13 protein-coding genes are annotated in these 22,566 nt (G+C 37.6%); 5 read left to right on the top strand and 8 right to left on the bottom strand.

The annotated features are described in order from the left end of the window. Window positions 1-30 precede the first annotated feature (30 nt). Window positions 31-2,073, top strand: a complete 2,043-nt coding sequence (locus AC1HJP_RS00820) for a beta-propeller domain-containing protein (protein WP_480359720.1) — start codon at window positions 31-33, stop codon at window positions 2,071-2,073. A 471-nt stretch (window positions 2,074-2,544) separates the two neighbouring features. On the opposite strand, the gene AC1HJP_RS00815 is transcribed toward AC1HJP_RS00820, so the two are convergent. Then, the gene (locus AC1HJP_RS00815; protein ID WP_480359719.1) at window positions 2,545-4,722 is read right to left on the bottom strand and encodes a malate synthase G; all 2,178 of its coding nucleotides are present in this window, start codon (window positions 4,720-4,722) and stop codon (window positions 2,545-2,547) included. Between the two features lie 249 nt (window positions 4,723-4,971). Between AC1HJP_RS00815 and AC1HJP_RS00810 the strand changes: the two genes are divergently transcribed. The 3 genes from AC1HJP_RS00810 (at window position 4,972) to AC1HJP_RS00800 (ending at window position 9,376) form a co-directional block, all read left to right on the top strand. Further along, window positions 4,972-6,576: an isocitrate lyase gene (locus AC1HJP_RS00810; RefSeq protein WP_480359717.1), complete on the top strand. Its 1,605-nt coding sequence runs from the start codon at window positions 4,972-4,974 to the stop codon at window positions 6,574-6,576. Between the two features lie 159 nt (window positions 6,577-6,735). Next, the gene (locus AC1HJP_RS00805; protein WP_480359715.1) at window positions 6,736-8,769 is read left to right on the top strand and encodes an ATP-binding protein; all 2,034 of its coding nucleotides are present in this window, start codon (window positions 6,736-6,738) and stop codon (window positions 8,767-8,769) included. A 115-nt stretch (window positions 8,770-8,884) separates the two neighbouring features. After that, a complete protein-coding gene (locus tag AC1HJP_RS00800) occupies window positions 8,885-9,376 on the top strand; it encodes a hypothetical protein (RefSeq protein ID WP_480359714.1) in 492 nt (163 codons plus the stop codon). 48 nt (window positions 9,377-9,424) lie between these two features. Here AC1HJP_RS00800 and AC1HJP_RS00795 read toward each other — a convergent pair whose 3' ends face one another. The 6 genes from AC1HJP_RS00795 to AC1HJP_RS00770 all read right to left on the bottom strand — a co-directional run bounded on the left by AC1HJP_RS00795 (window position 9,425) and on the right by AC1HJP_RS00770 (window position 17,553). Next, window positions 9,425-10,888 (bottom strand): DNA recombination protein RmuC, encoded by a 1,464-nt coding sequence (locus AC1HJP_RS00795; RefSeq protein ID WP_480359712.1) that lies wholly within the window; start codon window positions 10,886-10,888, stop codon window positions 9,425-9,427. Window positions 10,889-10,953: 65 nt separating this feature from the next. Continuing rightward, window positions 10,954-11,637 carry a response regulator gene (locus tag AC1HJP_RS00790; protein WP_480359711.1) on the bottom strand — a complete coding sequence of 228 codons (684 nt, stop codon included), beginning with the start codon at window positions 11,635-11,637 and terminating at the stop codon, window positions 10,954-10,956. A 14-nt stretch (window positions 11,638-11,651) separates the two neighbouring features. Then, window positions 11,652-11,852 (bottom strand): hypothetical protein, encoded by a 201-nt coding sequence (locus AC1HJP_RS00785; RefSeq protein ID WP_058031695.1) that lies wholly within the window; start codon window positions 11,850-11,852, stop codon window positions 11,652-11,654. A gap of 229 nt (window positions 11,853-12,081) precedes the next feature. Continuing rightward, window positions 12,082-15,186, bottom strand: coding sequence for a DEAD/DEAH box helicase (locus AC1HJP_RS00780; RefSeq protein ID WP_480359710.1), 3,105 nt, complete (start codon window positions 15,184-15,186; stop codon window positions 12,082-12,084). 155 nt (window positions 15,187-15,341) lie between these two features. Continuing rightward, window positions 15,342-16,304, bottom strand: coding sequence for a transcriptional regulator (locus AC1HJP_RS00775; RefSeq protein ID WP_480359708.1), 963 nt, complete (start codon window positions 16,302-16,304; stop codon window positions 15,342-15,344). A gap of 10 nt (window positions 16,305-16,314) precedes the next feature. Further along, window positions 16,315-17,553 carry an AAA family ATPase gene (locus tag AC1HJP_RS00770; RefSeq protein WP_480359707.1) on the bottom strand — a complete coding sequence of 413 codons (1,239 nt, stop codon included), beginning with the start codon at window positions 17,551-17,553 and terminating at the stop codon, window positions 16,315-16,317. Between the two features lie 675 nt (window positions 17,554-18,228). On the opposite strand from AC1HJP_RS00770, the gene AC1HJP_RS00765 reads away from it, so the two are divergent. Further along, window positions 18,229-19,443 carry a replication protein A gene (locus tag AC1HJP_RS00765; protein WP_130254783.1) on the top strand — a complete coding sequence of 405 codons (1,215 nt, stop codon included), beginning with the start codon at window positions 18,229-18,231 and terminating at the stop codon, window positions 19,441-19,443. A gap of 9 nt (window positions 19,444-19,452) precedes the next feature. Here the strand turns inward: AC1HJP_RS00765 and AC1HJP_RS00760 are convergent, their stop codons facing one another. Beyond that, on the bottom strand, window positions 19,453-20,322 hold the full coding sequence (locus tag AC1HJP_RS00760) for a DNA replication terminus site-binding protein (RefSeq protein ID WP_480359705.1): 870 nt from the start codon (window positions 20,320-20,322) through the stop codon (window positions 19,453-19,455). Window positions 20,323-22,566 lie beyond the last annotated feature (2,244 nt).

Genomic DNA, 22,566 nt, shown 5'->3' with positions numbered 1-22,566 from the left:
TTTAACTTAATCACTTTCAAGGAGCCCAAAGTGAAACGTTCTCTTTTACTCAGTTCACTGACATTAGGTATTTTAATCGGCTGTGGAGGTAGTAATAGCACAGATACGCCACCAATAGATGAACAAAAGATTCCAAAATTAAATGATATAAAAGTATCGGCAGCGCCACTTATCAAAGCATCTGAGTTTCAATTTTCTCAAAACCTTAAGAACGGATTATTCAAACGTTATCAAGCGCGCCTTTCTAACTATGATGCTCCAGAAAACGATGCAACTGCTTCGCCTTCAACATCAGAAGACTTCTCTCAAACAAACCAACAAGAGCAAAATGTTGATGAAGCTGACAGAATTAAATATGACGGTGAGTTTTTATTTATTGCTGCAAATTCATTTAACGATATAGATCATGATTCAAATGAAGGTGAAAACTATATTCGTATCATGCAACGCAATGAAAAGGGCGAAATGAACCCTATACAAAACCTGACTTATTCTGACGTACACAGTTCAGACCAACAGCTCTACCTCCATGATAATACACTCGCTATTTTAAATTATTCACCTAGCTACTTTTCATTCCCCATAGCAAATGACATAGCAGCGACTGTAGAGCCATTTTTCTATTACGGTGATAATGAATTTGAGTTAAGCCTGGTTGATGTCAGTCAACCTAGTCAAGCCGCCATCAAGCACCAATTTAAAATTGAAGGGGGATTAATCGATAGCAGAGTTATTGATGGGTCTCTTTATCTAGTGAGCAACTACCATCCTAATTTTACTGGATTTGATACGAGTAATAGTGATGAAGCGACTGTGCTGGCAAACTATCAAAACCTCAGTAAAGTGCAACTCGCTGAACTGACACCAAACATTGTTAATACAGCCAATCAGAATAGTGAAGAGTTGGTCACGCCAGATAACTGTTATATTTCATCTGATGCATCAGATAAAGATGGGTTCGACAGTATTATTACCATTACTAAGGTTAATTTAAGTAACCCTGAACAAAGAGAGTCGCTTTGTATCAACACGAATATCTATGGGATATATGCTTCAGAGAATGCACTTTATACACACGGTACTGTATCTCAAGATGATACAGTAAAAACCGTTATTCATAAGTTTGACCTGACCGATACCCTAGAGTACACAGCAACAGGCGCTGTCGAAGGGCACTTAGGCAGAGGACCAGAGAATTTAAGGTTCAGCGAATTTAATAACGATTTGCGTATTGTCACCACAACTAATTTACCTTTTGACGAGTCTGCTGGTTTCTCGCCATTTAAACATCAGTTATTTGTTTTACAACAACAAGAGAACTCATTAGCGCCCATTGCAAAACTGCCTAACGATACGCATCCCACTCCCATCGGCAAAACCAATGAGCAGGGCTTAGTTGATGAGAATATTTATGCAGTTCGTTTTTCTGAAGATAGAGCGTTTATCGTGACGTTTAGACAAATAGACCCTCTTTATGTTGTCGATTTAGCTGATAAAACAAAGCCTAAAATTGCAGGCGCATTAGAAATTCCTGGGTATTCAGCCTACTTACACCCTGTCAGTGAAAACTTACTGCTTGGTATCGGACAAAATATTCAAGATTGGCAAGCTCCAAATGCGCAAGAGGTTGAAAATGGCGCCAAAGTCACACTATTTGATATTTCAGATATCACAAATCCGAAAATCGTTAATGAGAAGGTATTTGCAAATGCTTACACCCCTGCAGAGTGGGACTATAAATCACTCAGCTTTTTGGCGACTGGCTCAGGTGTATTACGATTCACCATGCCTGTCGAGACATGGCAAAGTCAATCTGATAACAGCACTTCATATTTATGGCATAGAGTGAGCGAGCTTGCTTCATTTGAAATAGATACAACAGAAGCGCCAGCACTTAATTACCTTGGTAGCAGCAAAGTAGATTATTCAAGTATTAGCGCTGAGACCGCGCCATATGTATGGGGTGGATTAGACAGGGCTGTAATTCATAGCGATGATTTATATTACATTCACGGCAATTACATCTGGCATAGTTTATGGCAAACGCCGAGTGACAATAAAGGTCCACTCTAACAATAAAGTTTACGCATAATGCCCTAATTGGGTATTACCAAAGCTGGCTATTGTCAGCTTTTTTTATTCTGAAAAACAGGAATACCCAACCCTCAATTGTTTGAGGGACTAGAACTAACTCTCGTTTCGTCAAAAATATCTATTTATTTGTAAAGGGGCTTTACATGTTTAAAGAGAAAAACGGGGTATAAAAAAGGCGGAGGGAAACTGAGAAAACCCTCCGCCTAAAGCGTACTCTTTAACTGAATCGATACTCATAAACTAATACGGGCGATTAGTTTATAAATTCATCTTTTCAAGGGAAAAGAAAGTACATCACTTAAAACAGTTGTTACAATATAACAAAACAACAAGTGTTACAACATCACATTTTAAGTTTTTTTAATTAAATGGATTTTTATGGGTAACAAACGAAAAATGCCAACTTTACGTTGGCATCAATCTAGGAAAGAAATTGGTTAAGTGAGCACTTTAATTATTTGCCGCTTTGTATTTAAGCCGGTAACTATGTAACAGCGGCTCTGTGTAGCCATTAGGTTGCTGTTCACCTTCGAATACTAAGGCTAACGCCGCTTGATACGCTAGATTACTGGTAAGGCTCTCATTACTTGATGCCATTGGCTTATAGTCTGTATCGTGCTGATTTTGCGTATCGACCACTTCAGCCATCTTGGCAAATGTCGCTTGTACTTGCTCCGGTGTACAAATGCCATGTTTCAGCCAGTTCGCGATATGTTGACTTGAAATACGCAAAGTCGCTCGGTCTTCCATTAAACCAATATGATTAATATCAGGCACTTTTGAACAGCCAACGCCTTGGTCTATCCAACGCACCACATAGCCCAAAATGCCTTGGGCGTTATTCTCAAGTTCAGATTGAATATCTTCTTTGCTTAGCTCTGCATCAAGCAGCAAAGGTGGCGTTAATAAGTCGTCGAGCGACGCTTGTTGACGCGCTTTCAGCTCAGCCTGAATAGCAAAAACATCCACTTGATGGTAATGCATCGCATGCAGCGTTGCCGCTGTTGGAGAAGGCACCCAAGCCGTATTGGCACCCGATTTAGGATGAGCCAACTTTTGCTCCATCATCATTGCCATTTTATCTGGCATCGGCCACATGCCTTTACCGATCTGCGCCTTGCCACTGAAACCGCATTTTAGACCAATATCGACATTTTGATCTTCATATGCCGCTATCCAAGGTTGTGCCTTGATCTGAGCTTTTGGCAATACCGGACCCGCGACCATAGAAGTGTGAATTTCATCACCGGTTCTGTCTAAGAACCCAGTATTAATAAACACCACTCGAGATTTGGCTTCGTTAATACATGCCATTAAATTCACGGAAGTGCGGCGCTCTTCGTCCATAATACCCATTTTTAACGTGTTTTCTGGCAAACCGAGTAAACTTTCAACACGAGAGAAAAGGGTATTGGTAAAAGCGACTTCTTCTGGACCATGCATTTTAGGTTTAACGATATTAACACTCGCCGCTGTCGAGTTTTTAAATGGGCTGTTGCCCTGCAGATCGTGCATTGCACACAGCGACGTGATCACCGCATCCATGATCCCCTCAAAGATCTCTTCACCATTTTGATCTAAGATCGCAGGGTTCGTCATTAAATGCCCGACATTGCGCACAAACATCATGCTACGACCTTTCAAGCTCAAACGCTCACCACTTTTACTGGTATATTCACGATCGGTTGCTAAGCTGCGCGTCAGTTCTTGACCATCTTTAATAAACGTATCCGTTAGGGTGCCTTTCATCAAGCCTAGCCAATTGCCGTAAACACCCACTTTATCTTCGGCATCGACAGCGGCCACAGAGTCTTCACAGTCCATAATGGTCGTTAACGCGGCTTCGAGTAATACGTCTTTGATCCCCGCTTTGTCGGCTTGTCCGATAGGGTTATGCGGGTCAATTTGAATTTCGATGTGTAAATCATGATGCTTGAACAATAAAGCCGTTGGATTCTGTGCCTGACCTTGATAACCCACAAACTGTGCTGGTGTCGAAAGCGAGACTTGCGAGCTGTCATTCAAAGTAACAACAAGTTGTTCGTCTAGCACTGAGTAATTAGTACTCTCAATGTGAGAACCTGATTGCAGCGGCAGGGCAATATCTAAAAACTGTCTAGCGTAAGCCATGACTTTAAAGCCACGCACCGGGTTATACGCTTTTTGCTTTTCAGCGCCGTCTTTTTCTGGCAATAAGTCTGTGCCGTACAAAGCATCATAGAGCGAGCCCCACCTTGCATTCGCCGCATTCAATGCAAAACGCGCATTGCTTACAGGCACAACCAGCTGTGGGGCTGCTGTGAGCGCAATCTCAGGTTCAACGTGTTCAGTGGTGATCGTTGCTTCTTCAGGTTCAGGTACTAAGTAACCTATTTCAGATAAAAATAATTTATAAGCCTCTGCATCCCATTGACCTTGCTGCTTATGAAAGGCATCAATCTGCAACTGCAGTGTATCGCGCTTTGTCAGTAATGATTTATTGATTGGTGTAAGTTCATTGACCAGATCTGCAAAACCTTGCCAAAAAGTCTCTACTTGCAAGCCTGTACCAGGCAAAGCCTGTTGATTAACGAAGTCATAAAGTTGCTGATCTATGGTTAAGCCAGCTTGTTGAACTGTTGCACTCATGAATATCTTCCTAAGCATAAAATTTGAACGGGTTTAGACAAACCATATCTTAAAAACAGCGAAAACCTAACCCCTAAGTCATTCATAAAAAGAATACCCGGGATAACAACTATAAATTTAAAAAATCACAAAAATCGGCCTAGTGTTGAATTAAGCGCCAAACAGAGCAAATAACCAACAGCTTTATGGTGTCACTCTCATAAACATGAATAAAAAGTTATACAGCAACCCGTTCGAAGGATTTTTATTATGACTAGCTATCAATCAAAACTTGACCACTTCAGCACACTTTGCCAAACACAGGGTAATACATGGCAATCAATCAGCCCAGAGTTTGCAAGCCGTATGAACTTGCAAAACCGCTTTAAAACAGGCTTAGACATCGCAAAGTACACAGCAAAAGTGATGCGTGAAGACATGGCTGCTTATGACGCAGATAGCAGTCAATACACCCAGTCTCTAGGGTGTTGGCACGGCTTCACAGCACAGCAAATGATGATGGCTGTCAAGCGCCATCAAAAAACGACTAAGCGCTCTTATGTTTACCTAAGTGGCTGGATGGTTGCGGCACTTCGCTCTGAATTTGGTCCACTACCTGACCAAAGTATGCACGAGAAAACCTCAGTACCTGCGCTTATCGAAGAAATCTATACTTTCTTGAAGCAAGCAGATGCGCGTGAACTCGATCACCTATACAAAGAGCTAGATGAAGCAAAAGCAAACGATGGTGATGTTGAAGCTGTACTGAGCAAAATCGACAACTTCGAAACACATGTCGTACCAATTATTGCAGATATCGACGCGGGTTTCGGTAACGAAGAAGCAACATACCTACTTGCTAAGAAAATGATTGAAGCGGGCGCATGTGCTATTCAAATTGAAAACCAGGTATCAGATGCAAAACAGTGTGGGCACCAAGCAGGTAAAGTAACTGTGCCGCATGAAGACTTCTTAGCAAAAATCAACGCAGTTCGTTATGCATTCCTTGAACTAGGTGTTGAAGATGGTGTGATTGTAGCGCGTACAGATTCATTAGGTGCAAGCCTGACACAAAAAGTGCCAGTATCTAAAACACCGGGCGACTTAGCGAGTCAGTACACCGCATTCTTAGACACAACACCAGTGTCAAGTGGTGCAGACCTTGAAGAAGGTGAAATGGCGATGAAATTAAATGGTGAGCTTTGTAAGCCTGTTCGCCTAGACAATGGTTTATACCAATTCAAAGAGGGTACAGAAAAAGACCGCGTGGTACTAGATTGTGTGACTAGTTTACAATCGGGTGCTGACCTACTGTGGATTGAAACTGAAAAGCCAAACGTAAAACAAATCGCTGAGCTTGTTAATCGTGTTCGTGAGCAAGTACCCAATGCGAAGTTAGTTTACAACAACTCTCCATCATTCAACTGGACGCTTAAGTTCCGAGAGCAAGTGTACGCAGAATGGCAAGCACAAGGTAAAGACTTATCTGCTTACCCTGATCCGTCTCAAGACATCAGAGCATTGATGGCACCTGAACTAGATAGCTCTGAACTTGCAGCGGCGGCAGATGTACTAGTACAGAACTTCCAAAAAGATGGCGCACGTGAAGCGGGTATTTTCCATCACTTAATCACGCTACCAACTTATCACACGGCTGCACTAAGCACAGATATTCTTGCTGAAGGCTATTTCGGTGACCTAGGCATGCTGGCTTATGTACGTGATGTTCAACGTCAAGAAATCCGCCGTGAACAAGCGTCAGTGAAACACCAAGACCTAGCAGGTTCAAACATCGGTGATACGCACAAAGAGTACTTCTCAGGTGACAATGCACTAAAAGCAGGTGGTGAAGCCAACACCATGAACCAGTTCTAATTTTTGAGTCATATAGTTCCTTATCAGCAAAGGGCCCTATCGGGCCCTTTTATCATTTAGAGTAACCTAACTAAAAATATGTAAAGGGCCTTTACACTCCACATTTCAATCACAATTTGCGCTTAAGATTCAATAAATAATTCCCTTCAACAAAGCAACATGAAACGTTTTACCTTGTTGTTAGCGGCTTTGGCCTTTAGTTTAAGTGCCGCACCGTTAACATCAGAAATAATTTCTGAAGCCAAAAAGCTCACCAAGGAAGGTAAACTAGATGTCGCACTGAAAACGCTCGAACGAGAAAAACAGTTAATTTTTCAACCTCAGGTTAATTTACAAAGAGCCAAAATAGCTCGTGAGCAAGCGCAATATAACCAGGCCATAGAACTACTTTTACCGTTACTTACTCTACCAGAACAAACTCTTGAATTTAGATATGACGTGAACAAAGAGTTAGGGGTTAATTTCCGTAGAAACATGAATACGGATAAAGCGGAATATTATTACTTAGCTGCAAAGCAAATCGCGCTTTCGTTAAATGATGACGATCTTATAGCGCAATCAATGATAAACCTTGGTGTTTTGTATGAAGCCCAAGGTGCATTTGATAAGGCGATGGAACTGCAGATTAACGCACAAAAAATGTTAGAAAGCTCAGATGATTATGGGCTTAAAGCAGCTAATTACTACAACCTATTTGGTTTATCAAATGTATTACGTAATGGCAAAAAGGCGCGCTTTTTCCTTGAGCAGGCTCTGGTTTATGACAAAAAAACCGGCCACAAACGAAATATAGCATCCACGGCATTAACACTTGCACAGCTTTCAGCTAAAGGTGACGACTATCAAAATGCCATTCCTCAATTAAATGAAGCCATTTCATTATTAACCCAGTTAGATGCAAATGAAGGGCTATCAAGCGCTCACGGTACCTTATTTAATATTTACTTCAAGCAAAATAAGCCTGAAAAAAGTCTCTGGCATGCGAAAAAAGAACATGCTTATGCAGAAAAGACAGAATCAACTGTTCGCAAGTTTTGGTCTTATATTCATTTAGCCCAAGCCTATATTCAGCATCAGCAGCCTGAAATCGCCCTAGAATATCTTGCGCTGTCAAAACCACTTGCAGCGCAATTTAAGTCAGCTTTTTTTACTCATCAATATAACTTGTACTCAAGTAAAGCCTATTCGCAACAAGGAAACTATGAAAAAGCCTATGCATACTTACTAGATGCAACTGCCAACTTAAAAACCTATGCTAAAAATATCGAAGATCGTGATGCCGTCACTATTAAGAAGCGCTTAGATAATCTACTTAAATCTTTAAAGCTTGCGCAAGAAGAAAAGAAACATGCGTTAACGACTATCGAGCTAGAAAATGAAACCTTACAAAAACGCATTTGGTTATTAGCCAGTTTACTCATCTCAGCTGTGAGTGGTTTTATTATTTATGCTTACTACATAAAGCAAAAAAATACTCACTATAAGGCTCAAATGTATCAGCATAACCTTGAACAAAAGGAACAAATGCTTGCTGATATTTCTCATGAACTTCGCACTCCTCTAAGTGTACTCAAACTACATATTGAAGCCCTAGAACATAACCTGATTGACGATAAGCTTTTAGCCTACGGCAAGATCAATGACAAAATTGCACAGCTTAATAATCTTATTTCTGATGTATACCAATTATCTCAATTGCAAAACAAAGCACTCTATATCGACTTGCAAGAAATCAATTTACACCAGCTTACGCAAAAGTTTATGTCCGATATTAAAATGCTTACAGAGCAAAATCAGCTTAGGTTTATAAGTGACATCGACTTTACTGCAAATACGGTATTGAAAACGGATCAATCTAAGCTCGAGCAAGTGATCCTCAACCTTGCGAAAAATGCTTGTCTCTACACGGATGCGCCGGGACATGTCAGACTGAAAGTAAGAGCAAATGAAACAAAGGTCTTTATTCAACTCGATGACTCTAGCCCTGGTGTGAGTGATGAAGACTTACCAAGACTTTTTGATCGACTTTACAGAGTTGACAAGTCTCGCTCTCGGGCCTTAGGCGGTTCAGGGTTGGGTTTGTCAATTTGTCAAAGCTTAGTTCAGGCTTTAGCAGGAAAAATCGTACTCAAACATGGAAAGTCAGGTGGATTGTGTGTTCAGCTCACTTTGCCAATTAAGTGCAATACCTAGAGCTTAACAACTCAATTTGTAGGCTCTTCTAAGCCTACAAATTTACTCCACATTCACTCCATTTTTCTTCCACATTGGTTTGTTTTAATAACGCCATTAACACGGGAGAAAGAATATGTCTCAACCAACTTTAAAACATGGCGATTGGGCAAAAATCATTGAAACGCGCCAAAAGCAAAATAGCACCCAAAAATCTCGCAGCTCATCGTTCAAATTAGTCTCTATTGGGCTTGTCTTCCTGACTATTTTTGCGGTTTTTTATTGGGCTAGTGTACCCGCAACTCAAGCACAAACACCACTGTCAGATGACTCGCAGACTCGCATTGCACGCTATTTCTCAAAGCAATTTATGATGGGCACTTGGCAACTAGATGAAGTGAAGTTCAGTGAATACGGTGTTATCACACATGTTCGAGTACCTGAAAAGCTAAACATGGATGGTGAAGTACTAAGAAATTACATACAACACTCTCTTTGCCCACCTGCAAGCAGTGTAATTTGGCAAGATGTTAAAACACACCCTCTGACTATGAACTTATTTGTGTCATTGCAACGAAAAGGGCAAAAAGCCAGATGTCATAACCCTAATTTAAGACAAAACAGTTAACCCAACAAAACTGAGAGAACAAAGGAGCCAAAAGGCTCCTTTTTATTACTATTCTAGCTCTAATCGCGCTTTTTCTTGCAAAGACTCAGGAAGCTCTTTAGTGACTGACACGCCGAGCTCCTTAAACTCTGAAGCTTGTTTGATTAAATTACCTTTGCCAGCATAAAGCTGAGAAAATGCTTTCTCATAACTCTCTTTGGCTTTATCTAATTGAGTACCCACCCCTTCCATGCTATTGAGAAAACCATTGAGCTTGTTATAAAAACGCTCGGCACGTAAAGCGAGTTCACGACTATGCTTTGATTGCTCCTCAAAACGCCAAAGCTGTTTGACAATGTTAAGGCTGGTTAAGAGCGTAGTGGGTGTCGCCACTAATACATTATGTTCTAACGCATGTTGATAGATGGCTGGATTATGTTTGACTGCCGCAACAAATGCCGACTCTATAGGAATAAACATGATCACCACTTCGGGTGAGTTGATCCCAGGTAGTTTTTCATACCGTTTATCGCCCAATTCCTTAATACGATCTGCCACAGCCTGATAGTGCTGTGCTAAGGCGGTTTGCGCTTCAGCATCACACTGTGCATTCACATAGCGTGTGTATGCATTTAATGATGTTTTAGCATCAATGATTAAGTGCCTTTGTTGAGGAAGGTAAACCAATACATCCGGTCTAAACTTGCCAACTTCAGTGGTAAAAGACGCTTCTCTTTTGTAATCATCACCCGCTCTTAAACCCGCACTGTCTAAAACATTTTCAAGCATAAGCTCTCCCCAATTACCTTGGGTTTTCTTTTGTCCTTGCAGTGCAGTCGTTAATTTATCTGCTTGTTCAGTGATTGATTTATTATTAGCTTGTAGGTGTAACAGCTCAGTTTTTAATGCTGCGCGTTGTTTGAGTTCTTCACTGTGAATGGCTTCCATTTTGTCACGAAAGCCTTTTAATTCACCTTGAACTGGTTGCAGCAATTGACCAATTCGCTCTTGGCTCTGTTGTCCAAAACGCTGTGACTTTTCCTCAAAAATTTGATTCGCTAAGTTTTCAAACTCTTGTTTCAATTGAGTCTTAGTTTGCTCTAAATGATTAAGCTGAGCTTCTAATGCAGCTTGTTTTTGCTCTGATGACGCCTTTAATTCAGCTAACTCAACCGCTATGAGACTTTTCTCTTGCTGTAGCGTTTGTAAATTTTGTTCACCCTGTTGCCAAAGCTTATGGAATTGTTGCGCCTGAAGTTGTTTTTCACTTAAGCGAGCTTGAGTTTGTTGAACTTGACCATGTAGCTGCAACTTATCACTTTGTAGCTGTTGCGTTAATTGCTGCTCTGCTTTGTGAGCCTGTTGCAATTGTGCTTGTTGAGCAATGTGTTGCTCAAGTTGTAATTCAAGTTGATGGATTAAAGATTGTTTTTTTACAAGGCGTTGCCAGAAAAAAGGCAAAGGAGCAGCAACGCCCAGGATGCCTACAAAACCATGCACCCAAGTTAATTGCGAGAGAAATGAATCAATCATATCAACCTCTTAATATTATTATTAGGCTGATAATACCTTAGTCAAGGCGAGGGTTCACTAATGGGTTAAACTGCCGTGTCTATTTGCTGTTCATCAAAGCGATACCCAGCCCCGTACACAGAACCTACCAGCTTAGAAGATACGCCTATTTGCTTAATTTTCTTACGAATATTTTTGATATGGCTGTCGATAACACGATCTGAAATATCAAAGTTATCTGGTTGAATAAAGTCTAGAATTTGTTGACGAGAGAAAACACGACTAGGCGCTTTGTAAAGCAGTGCAAATATATCAAACTCAACTTTAGTTAACGGTAAAGCTTGGCCTTTAAGCTTTATCAATAGCTGCTCTTCATCCACCAGTATTTTTTCATCTTTAGCCTCTAAAGGGGCGCAACGACGAAGAATAGCCCTAACTCGCATCACAAGTTCAGCAGCACTAAAAGGCTTACAGACATAATCATCAGCACCAAACTCAAGGCCTCTTAGCCTGTCAGCTTCAGCGACTTTTGCCGTCATCATCAAAATAGGCACCATTGAAAATTGTCTGATCTGCTTCATACATTCAACCCCATCTTTGCTGGGGATCATAATGTCCATTAAAATGGCATCAGGTTTATGTTGAGCAACCCAATCGACAACCTCAGCACCATCGGCAATATGGGTGACTTCGAATTGAGCGGCTTTAAAAAATAACATCACCTGCTCGGCAATGTCATATTCATCTTCAACAATTAGAATATGTGGCATGGTTTCTTATTTTATTACTGAGTCTTTAGACATTTTAGTTGTTTAAGCTGAGCTTTAACACTTTGCTTTAGCTCATACGATAAAGTTTCATCAAATAAAAGCATAGTTAAAATGCTTGAAAGATCTTCACTACTGGCAACTTCTGAAAGTAAATCCTGATCACAAGGTGAAAGTGGCTCAATAAAACTTAATTCAGATTGTTGATGGCAAAGCATAATCGACTCCAAATCGGCTGCAATTAACTAAAGTAAGTAAGCGATAGGGTAATTAAAGCAACACAATGTGGATCAAATGTGGAATGATGAAAAACATTAAAAAAAATGGCCAACTATAAGTTGGCCATTAAAAACAAGTAAGTTAAGGGGGGAAATAAAACAGTAATTCTGCATCACTGTACTTATAGACTGCCCTCAATCGAGTTAGTTCAAAATAATTTTAACTTTTTTAGCTTTGTAATAGTGCAAGCATTTGCTCCTCGTTAAAACTATTGAAACTCATATGCTTATCATTAAATAAAGCATCGACCAGAGCCTGCTTTTGCTGCTGCATAGTAAACACTTTTTGCTCTATTGAGTCAGCCATAATTAATTTATAGACAAAAACAGGCTTATCTTGTCCTATTCGATACGCTCTATCAGTCGCTTGATTTTCTACCGCCGGATTCCACCAGGGATCAAAATGGATCACAGTGTCAGCTTGTGTCAGATTCAGTCCGGTTCCACCCGCTTTTAAACTAATCAAAAACACATTGCTCTCACCTTCTGTGAACGTCGAGATGACTCTATCTCTGTGACGTGTTTGACCCGTGAGCATACTGAATGTGATATTCAGTTCATTGCAATGCGCTGCTATCAAATCAAGTACTGAGGTGAACTGGCTGAAAATAATCACTTTACGACCTTGCGCAAGCATTTCAGGCAGGTGTTCTCCCAGCCAAGTCAATTTAGCACCTACTTCAGAAGTTTCACTATCTACCAATTTAGGGTGGCAACAAATTTGTCTAAGCTTCAGTAGGGCATCTAAAAATGCCAGTTTACTACGCTCAACACCTTGTTCTTTAAAGAGTTCTAATAGTTTGCTTTCTAGTTGTTTTTGTATGTTTGAATATAACTGAGCTTGTATTGGCGCAAACTGTAACTCTTTCACTAATTCAGTTTTACTCGGTAACTCAGTCGCTACTTGTTGCTTGGTACGGCGCAATATAAACGGCGAAATAAGGTCTTTAAGCTCCGAGACACGACTTTGGTCTTGCTCTTTTTCTATCGGTTGCTGGAAATAACCTTTAAATTGCTGCTTGGTGCCTAATATTTCAGGCATAACGAAATCAAGTAATGATTTAAGTTCAAGCAAATTATTCTCAACCGGCGTGCCACTGAGACAAAGCTTAAACTGTGCAGACAATTGCTTAACACACTTAGAGACTTGCGCCGCTTCATTTTTAATGTACTGCGCTTCGTCTAGCACAATCGAATCGAAGTCGAGCCCTTTATAATACTCCAAATCGCGTTTCAATAATGGATAAGTGGTTAAGATAAAACGTGCACCATGAAGGTTATTTAATACCTTATCACGTTGACTGCCATGGACGGTCGTCAACTGTAAATTCGGCGCAAAACGCGCAAACTCATTTTGCCAATTTCCCACCAAGCTGGTTGGACACACAATTAAGCTCGGTTTAGTCACTAAGGTATTATGCTGATTAATAAAGTAAGCGATAACTTGTAGTGTTTTACCTAATCCCATGTCATCAGCAAGGATCCCCCCTAGCTGATGGCGATGTAGGAACTTTAACCAATTTACGCCCAGCTCTTGATAATCCCTTAATGTAAATAAATCACAGTTATGATTACTTGGTTTCAATTGAACTTGATCAGGGCTATTAAGCTCATTTAAATAATCAAGCAGCTTCTTATCTTTACATTCAATGTTAAGTTCATCGATAGCAAACAGTTGCTTTATCACCGACAGAGGGAATTTAAATTGCGCACTCGATGCGTAATAACTAAACCGCGCTTTTAAAGACATCAACTTGTCATAAGCTTGTCTTTCTAGCGCATAAGTTTGTTTTGCAATTTCGACATAGTAGAACTGATTGGCAAGTGTATTCACTTCAAGCTCAGTATGTTTGTCCCAGTCAAGTAAGACAGGGTTAGAATCAAGTAATACTTTACCTGTGATATGATGATGCTTATCCCTTTTCAACAATAAAGAGACTTTAGTTGATATTACTGAACTCGATTCAGAGATCTCATCTACCTGCCAACCTTTGCTTTGCAAATGGCCTCTTATTTCATGGTTAAACCAATGGATAAATGCACCATCTTGTTGTGGTAAAACAAAAAGATCATCTTCAAAACGTAAGCCTAGACCTAGCAAATATTGTTCAGAGCGTTTTAATGTTTTGCTGATTTCGGTGTTTTTTGCATCAGACTTTAACGATGAAATCAGTTTAAAGCCAAAATATGCGTCTGAAGCAACTAATTTAAGCTTTAAAGGCACACCAGATGACTCTAGTCCAGTTTGAACACCATTTGGCATGCTAACGATATTATCAGCAAATACCTCTTGGAACCGCTTCACCACTTGCATCAGTTGATCGTTCGGTACCGCAGGCATGGTGTTTATATGTGCTAGCTCTTGGGCACTAAGCGCACTATTAATTCGACCTATGGTATGGGTATCTGTATCCAAATAAAGCGGTGGATCGGTTTTAATAAGGTGCCAAGTTTCGACTCCCTCAATCGACGAAACTAATTGTGACTTGTCATTCTTTTGATGCCAGTTCAGCGTAAGGTTGGCCTGGTGACCAAGCTTTAAAGAAGTTCTACTATTTTGCAAGAAAAGTCGCTTTGTTTGTAAAAGCTGATTAACTGCTTCGAAGCCCCACTTACCTGAAAGCTCATAATGACCTGGTGAGTTTTGCGAGCGAACCCAACTAAATAGTCTAAAGTCAGACTCGAGCAGACCAGGAGGGGCTACAGGGCTATTTAACTGGGGTTCAGTCAAAAGACGACCTAAAGGGTACTGACCATCAGGACGATAGGGTGACATTTTGGGGTAAAGCAATAGTTCCTGACCGATTGGTTCAAGCGTGAACAACAAGACATTATCAGTATCGATAGATTCGCCATGCTGCAAACTTGTTAATTCATTAAACCAGTCATTCACCAAAAATGCTTCACCAAAGCCACCTGAATGCTCAACTTTTAGCTTGAGGAGCACAGCTGCAATGTGTCGACATTTAGCATTATTAGAGCAGGTACATTGCGCATCTACACTCGGATTATTATTTACTTTAGTAATTTTGATATGTTGAGAGAAGGTATTACCAAAATTACCAATGACTTGACTATCGATCGTAGAAAAGTCTTCGCTATGCTCTAAAAAACTAATTTGGGAATTATGAAGGTACTCTTTTGCTTTAGATAAGAGACTACTATTGAAGTACTGCTTTAAAAAGCGCTCAGAAAGGGGAAATTGAGTCGCTTGCTCTTGTTTTATTTCCTCAAAAAGAGCAAATAATTGTTCTTTAGATAACTGCGTTGACATTTAATTCGCGTAAAAATCAAATCATCCGCCCAGTATATGGAAATATGAACAACGAATAAACCTAATAAACTTGATAAAGCAAAAAACTTAACTGGTAAGACAAGATAAAAATTTAACAATAAAACGTGGGAATCAAAAAGGGCCGAAGCCCTTTATTAATTGTAAGTAGCAAGCAGCTTTTGTAGTTGCTCTAAACGTTTGTCAGTAATGACCTGATTATTAATTTTAATTGTTATATCGCCGCTTTTGTTACTTCTTTGTAAATCAATAAATTCATTGCTAAACAGAGACTCGTTTCGGCGGACAGGCTGCTCAAAGTTGATCAGAAATTGAGTAATTTTAATAGCTCGTTTCTCATCACTCATTTCTTCAGACATAAAAGATTGATTTCGTAAATCTTCTAACAACAAGAAAAACATATCTTGATCTTTTTTAATTGCATCAATTAATTTCTTTGCAGCCTCACGACCTAAGTGATTTGGCGTTGGATAGTGTTGCAAAACTTTTAAAGGAATTTGTTCAAAAGCTTTTAATGAATCAGCGATTGCAGTGTGAGATACCCCTTCAAGCTCCGCAATCTCTCGGTAAGAGCCTTTCTTACCTTGAGCAATCAATTCTTGCTTAGTATCAGCATAAGCTTGTCCAAGCTCCCACAAGCTAGGTGCAATATATTGATCTGAAGAAACCGCTAACAGTTTTGCATCTTCATCAGTAAAATCAGGAGAAGAAAGAACGACATAATCAGCACCTGCAAGTAAACAGGCCTTGCGGCGTCTAGAACCAGATAAAACCCATTGAATATCGCCTTTTAGCCAGCACAATGCAGGGTGCAAGTTGCGTTGGTCATTTTTGATTGCTGGAAGAATATCAGCCACTGACTTTTGAGAAAGCAAACTTTGATCACGGCGATTTTGGCCAAATACTCTAGTTTGATATTCAATATCACTATGTTTGATCACCTGACACGTTAAAGTGATCATTCTATTAGGATCACTCGGTGCCGGCATAGTTAATACTTCACCAACTGAAGCTTGTTCTAGTAACTCATCCAAACTACTGGTACTTACAGGCGAAGCAAAAGGGTCTAAGCGAGTATCATTTTTACGTTTTTTAGCCATGTAAAACCTATTAACTTTGTTGTTCTAGAGACGATTGAGTTGAAACCCAGTTTGAACGGATCAGCATTTCAAGTTCATCAACAACATCTTTGATGTTTTCTTGAGACTTGATCAAAGATTCACGACTAGCAAGACTATCAGAAGTTTTTTGATCAAAGATCGTGTTGAAAGAAGAGGAACTCGCTGTAATCGCGGAGCTATGATTAATTGGATAGCTCATAACCTGACGCCCAAAAGCACTTCGAACATCTTTGACGATATCACGTTGTGAATGATTACCTTTAACATAGTTGGTAACAAGGAACTGCATAAAATCCCAACCTTCATGACCTAAAGCTGCAACTGTGTGGTAAATCTCACCTAAACGTTTTAAATACTTATTATTAGCATCGAAGTCAACGGCTTCAGGATGAACAGGAATAAGCATCGCAGTGGAAGCCATTAATGCGTTATAAAACATGAAGTTTAAAGAAGGAGCAGTATCAATAAGAATAATATCAAACTGGTCTTCTACGGGCTTAATCACTTTTTCCAATAGTTTGTGATAATGGCGTGTTTGTTCATAACCAGAAGATTCCTTTAATTCTGTTGCTGTTTCATGTTCAAAATAAAAATCATCCATCCCTGAGGGTAAAAGTCGAATATTGGGTATATGTGTCGATTGAAAAGCTTCACTAACAACGTCCGACCAAACTTCACCTTCATCTAATTCAATACAATCACGCATAAGATCCCCAACAGTAATAGGTTCTGGATCTTGAGATGGGAAGAAACTAGAAGAAGAACCTTGAGGATCGAGGTCAATGATACCGATGCGATAACGTTTAATATTTGTTGTTGCTAGTGCGGCTGCGATATTTACTAAAGATGTTGTCTTTCCACATCCACCTTTTAAAGAGTTGATGACAATGACTTGGAGTTTATCGTTGTCTTTTCGCTGATCATGAGGAATTCCCATAATCTCAGCCATAGCAAAAATATTAGATAATGTATAAGCATAATGACCGTTAGCTCCTTTTTGAATGTTTAATTCATCAAAGTCACCTTGGTCATGTCTTCGTTTTAATGTTCTATTATTGCAGCCAAGTAAGTCGGCAGCTGCTTTTTGTGTATATGTACGGAGCTCTTTTTCGTCGCTTTTTAAATGAGCGCGATAATGTTGGATCCTGCCTTCTAAAGACTGCTCAGCAACTTCAGCTGTTGCCTTTAAAAGCTTGTAGGTTGATAGTGCACGAGTATTAATTGACATACATAATATCCTTAACTTTATGCTAAAGATTATAATGTCCATAAATTTAATAGTAAACAACAAAAAAAGAAGACATTTATAAATTAATTACATATAAAGAATAAATAAGAAGTTTAAGTATGGTTAAAATATAAGGTAATAAAGGCTAGTGAAGCTAAAATAGCATATAAGCCATTGATTTTTATCACCAATAATAAAAACTTTAGATCACATTCTAACGAAGTAAAGATCAGATCTTTATTAACTTATGGATCTAGATTTTACTAACTAAAATATCTGATTAAGACTTATACACAGTTTATAAACAAAATTACAAACAGAAACCTGCTTGAGATCAGATTTTTACTAAGATAAATCAAGTAGTTATACACTGCTCCCATACATAAAATATTTAATTACTTAATAAAGATCTGATCTCTTCTTAGTACAGATCAGATCTTTATTAATATAGAACTAAGTTATACACAACAGAAAAGGGAAATAAGTAATTTGAAACCATTAAAATGTATGACAAATCGAAGCTGACTTAGTAAAATTTTGATTTGTAGAATAAGTTAGTAAAAATATGATCTCGATAAAAATCGTCTTCAGATCACTTTTTTACTAACTTTAATTATTAACTTTTGCTGTGGAATATGTTGTTATAGCATGTCGTCGAAATTTGGAAGTAAAACAATGAGCCGAAAGGTGAACATCTCAGTAGATAATCTACCTGATTCATTACGTGGGCAAATTCATGGAGTAGAAAGTGCAACCGATAATGAAAATTTAGCACTATTTACAGATAATAAAGATGTTCGTATCACACTTGACAGTGCTGCGCATGAACTTCGAGCATATTCTAATACATTCAACCATTATGATCTTTGGGGGCGCTTTGTCCGTTCAGGTCACAAAAAGTTGCCACTGGAAGAAGCACCTAAAAAAACAATAATAACGCGACGTATATCTGAAAAAGTTGATGGTATTCTTTACGAAGGTGAAATAAAAATTACGCCAGCTGTTGTGAGTACGAAACTAGAAGGCGAAGAAGTTGAATGCCTAGTTTGGCCATCTGATCGTGAAGAAAAAGTCGAAAGGGCATTAATTCGATTGGCTTCAAAGGGTAAAATTGTAAAAATCAATTTTAAGTCCGGTATTCAATATGCTGTGATATTTTCTATGAATGAATTGGCGCAGGAATTAAAAGCTGTTGGTCAATCTATGCCATACCCTCAAATTAAAGAATCGCTAGAAGCACTTCAAGGTTCTAAACTGTCGTTTAAATATTCAGCAACAGACACTAAAAATACAGATATCGATGATTCTTTCTACGAATCAAATATGAACTTTCTTTCTTCATTGCACTTTAGTGGTAAAAAAGGCCAGGGTGGTAATGTAAAATGTGTTGCTTGTTTGAATGCATTTGTTCATAACATGATCGATAACCTGGAATATAAAGGTTACTATTTCAACAGAGCGCAAGAATTAAAGCGGGGTTTATCTCGTTGGATGATGCTTCGTTTATATCATCTATGGCGATATGCTGCACCAGGTAAAACTTACCACTTCAGATTGCTTTCAATTATGGAAAAGTATGGTTCTATTTATTCAACAGATGAGATAACAGAGAATAAACTGAAAGCATTGCGTCGAGATATGACTACAACAATGAAGGATTTGATAGAAAAAGGTGCTATTTCAGAATACGACATAACAAATGTGAAAGATGATAAAACTGGAAAAATTATCGATTACGTTTATGAGATGCATCCTTCAGAAGAGTTTTGTGATGAAATTCTTACTTTGAATAAGCAAAACAAGAGAATCGAAATTCAGGGTGGAAAACGATTGGTTGAAGCTGTTGAAGTTATTGATGAGGATGTACTTGAAGAGATTGTAAAAGAGTAAATTTTGAATTTACTCTTTTTTCTCTAGATAGATTCTATCGACTAAAAAGTTATACTCCCGCTTTCTAGGGTCACTCAAACTTGCATCATAGTTAGGAAGACTGCCTACTTTTAATTTCTTGCTAGGATTTAACATAATAAAAGGCAATGCACCACTTACATGGTATCTATTAGTCGCAGTAAAACGGATATTTACTTCTGGCGTTACTCTAGTTGGTCTTCTTATCCTTAATTTTGAGTCTGCCTGTAAACTTTGAACTCGAATTTTTTCAGTTTCAACAGCCTTTAACCATGATTCTTGATCGATAGCTCGTGGGTTAGAATACTTAGAAGAACGATCGAGCATTTCTAAAGCTGCATCTTTGCTCAACGTTTTTGTTGCGTGTTTTTTCATCCAAGAGAATCGGACCGAAAAAGGTGATTCTGATTCACTGTGAATTTTACGATATGCAGCCAAAGTAATTAAATTTGGAACAGCTGAATGAACGGCTTCAAAACGAGCATCATTGTTAGGAATACTGAGGATTAATTCTTTAAACTTTGCTTTTTCAATGTTTATTGAATTTATCCTATTTTGTAAATGCTTAAATTTATCTTCAACTAAAACAATACCTGGGTGCCGAGTTAAAACTTTGCCACTTTTACCTGACTCTAGAAATAAATCATTGAATGCAAATATAATTTTTTTTAGGGCTTCATCGCCAGAAATTTCATTTACAGTTATTTGTTCAGGGGCAGTATGTTCTTGCTCTTTATTATATCCTGGAAGGGAATAATAATTAGCAGAAATTATATTAGCTGCTTCAAGTTCTTTAGAGAAAAGTTCTAAATGATTTTGCAGCAAATCGAATTGTGCTTTGATAAGAAAATTGATATTCATCTTAGATTTTAATTAATGCAATAATGTATGATGTGTTCTTTAATTATAACATAAAATAGCTCATTATAAAATTTATACTTGTTTTGCATTAGCGAGAGAGGAGTACTTATTTATCGTTATAGGCTAGTCTACATACTAAGAGTATTAAACTGAAAACAGGCTTACAAAATCTTTTTAACAACAATATATCAAAACGGGAGTAAGAAGTATTTCTTTAATAGAAGGATAGTAGAGTAAATAGTTACATAACCCTCAAAAAAGTATGAAGAATTTAGGAGATGAGAAGCATGAGGATTTTGGAGTTTTAGTGTCCGACTGAATATTGAAAAAATTTAAATGCAGAACTAAATTTGGGATTAAGTATCTATTGGTAAAACTATAAACTATAGATAAGAAAAGGATATGATATTGGAACAAAAGTAGAATAAATGAAAGGTGTATTAGGTAAACGTGAAAGCAACTTTTTTTCGTGTAAGCTTTTAATTAATGATATAATTCTTATTTTACAATAAAGTATGATGTGTTCCCTTCATAGCACAATAGACCAACGGTTGTCTAATGTTGTTTAGCTCTGAAAATTTAATGGTTAGCAAGTTATGTTAAATCACGTTATAAGTAATTTAACATTGGGACTTTATTCAATGAAAATAAGTATTACCTCTGATACAAAGCTGGCTAAATTATGCAGCTCATAATTTAATGTGTCATGGGTTAAACTTATTAAACGAAAAGTAAGGCTGATAACAACTAAAAAATGGATCAACAAAGTAGATGAAAGGCGAAGCTCTGAGGCCAAGTAGATTTATAAGAAAACAATAACAAAAATTGAACGTGAATAAATACAAGCTTTCGATTAGTAACTTAAGCACAAAGTTATCATCATTTAATTTTAAAGGTAAATTTTTTGAAGAGCTTTATGTAGATATAACTCTCACTAATTTAGCGCAGCTATTCATAAAATTATAAAACTAAAATAGTCAAAAAATGAATGACACTAAGATTAAAAGAGGAAAGTCAAAAATATAAAACCACTGATCTATTGATCTAAAAATTCACTTGCATCTTAGCTTTACTAAAAACTATAAATCTATCACCTCTAAACAGCATCTTAACGTTATAAAAATTTCATCAAACCATTAAGTTAAGCGTAACTAAGTTTTTCTAATTTTAACTTGATCGAAGTTTCTATCGAAAAATTAGATTGGATAGGAAATAAATAATAGGTAACTTATGCTGTTAATTACTGTAGTTTATAATTCTGAGTAAAAATGAATTAGACAAATAATGTTTCTCAAAGAAGTTAAGCTATTATCAACTCTAATTAAAATGCTTGTCATTTTAAATCATCGATTACTTTACATGGTCTAAAAAAGCTTAATTTATTGGTATAAAATTATCATCCAATATTTAAGTACTAAATGTTACTTGTTCTCTTGTTTATTCAACATCAAAAAAACTTAGGGGTAAATGTAATTTTTAATAAAACTAAATATGTTCAATAGAATGTTGGTCCCAAGAAATTTACTTTATAACGAATTATTTAGAATCGCTTTAGCTGTCAGTAACTAAGACAAAACTATATAGCAAAAGAAGTATGACTAAATTTTCAATATCTGAAAGATATTTTGTTTGTTTTAAAACTGAACAGCTTAGCTTAGTCCTGTAAATTTCATATCAAATGACACGTCGAATTAAACAATTTAAAAAGCGATTAGCTAATTTTCTATGTTTATTAAGCGATGAAGACATTAAGCATTTAATACTTTAGGCGGACTTTAGAATGTATGTTTTTCAGCCTTAGACCTTACAGTTTCATATTTTAAGCACTTTTTTAAAGTCTTTCTAAGCAATGCCATACTCTTAAGCACTATTGAGAAACCAAAATAGCTAATTCAACTTTAAAATTTTTTAACGTTAGTATGATTTAGAATTTAGGTGGTTTAAGTTAGTCAAAGCAAAATTCTATAGAATTAGAAAAGCCTAGTAGACTACATACATACAACAATATTTTAGAAGAACAGTAATAAAATTTATGAAATAAGCGAATGATTTAATTTAGTACTCCTTGAGTAAACTTACAAAATGAGCTTTAACTAGACTTTCAAAAAAGCATAAATTAAAAACTGTTAGCTTGTTATCTAAACATTAATTTTCTGATTTACTTATTACATGTATAAGATTGAGAAAATTTAGGCTAAATAATATCCCATTACAATTAACCTTTTCTTTGATTATTTATAAATT

The sequence above is a fragment of the Pseudoalteromonas sp. NFXS53 genome (assembly GCF_056629255.1).
Note: the sequence above shows the minus strand (reverse complement) of the source record. Positions and strands in the feature narration are given on the sequence as shown.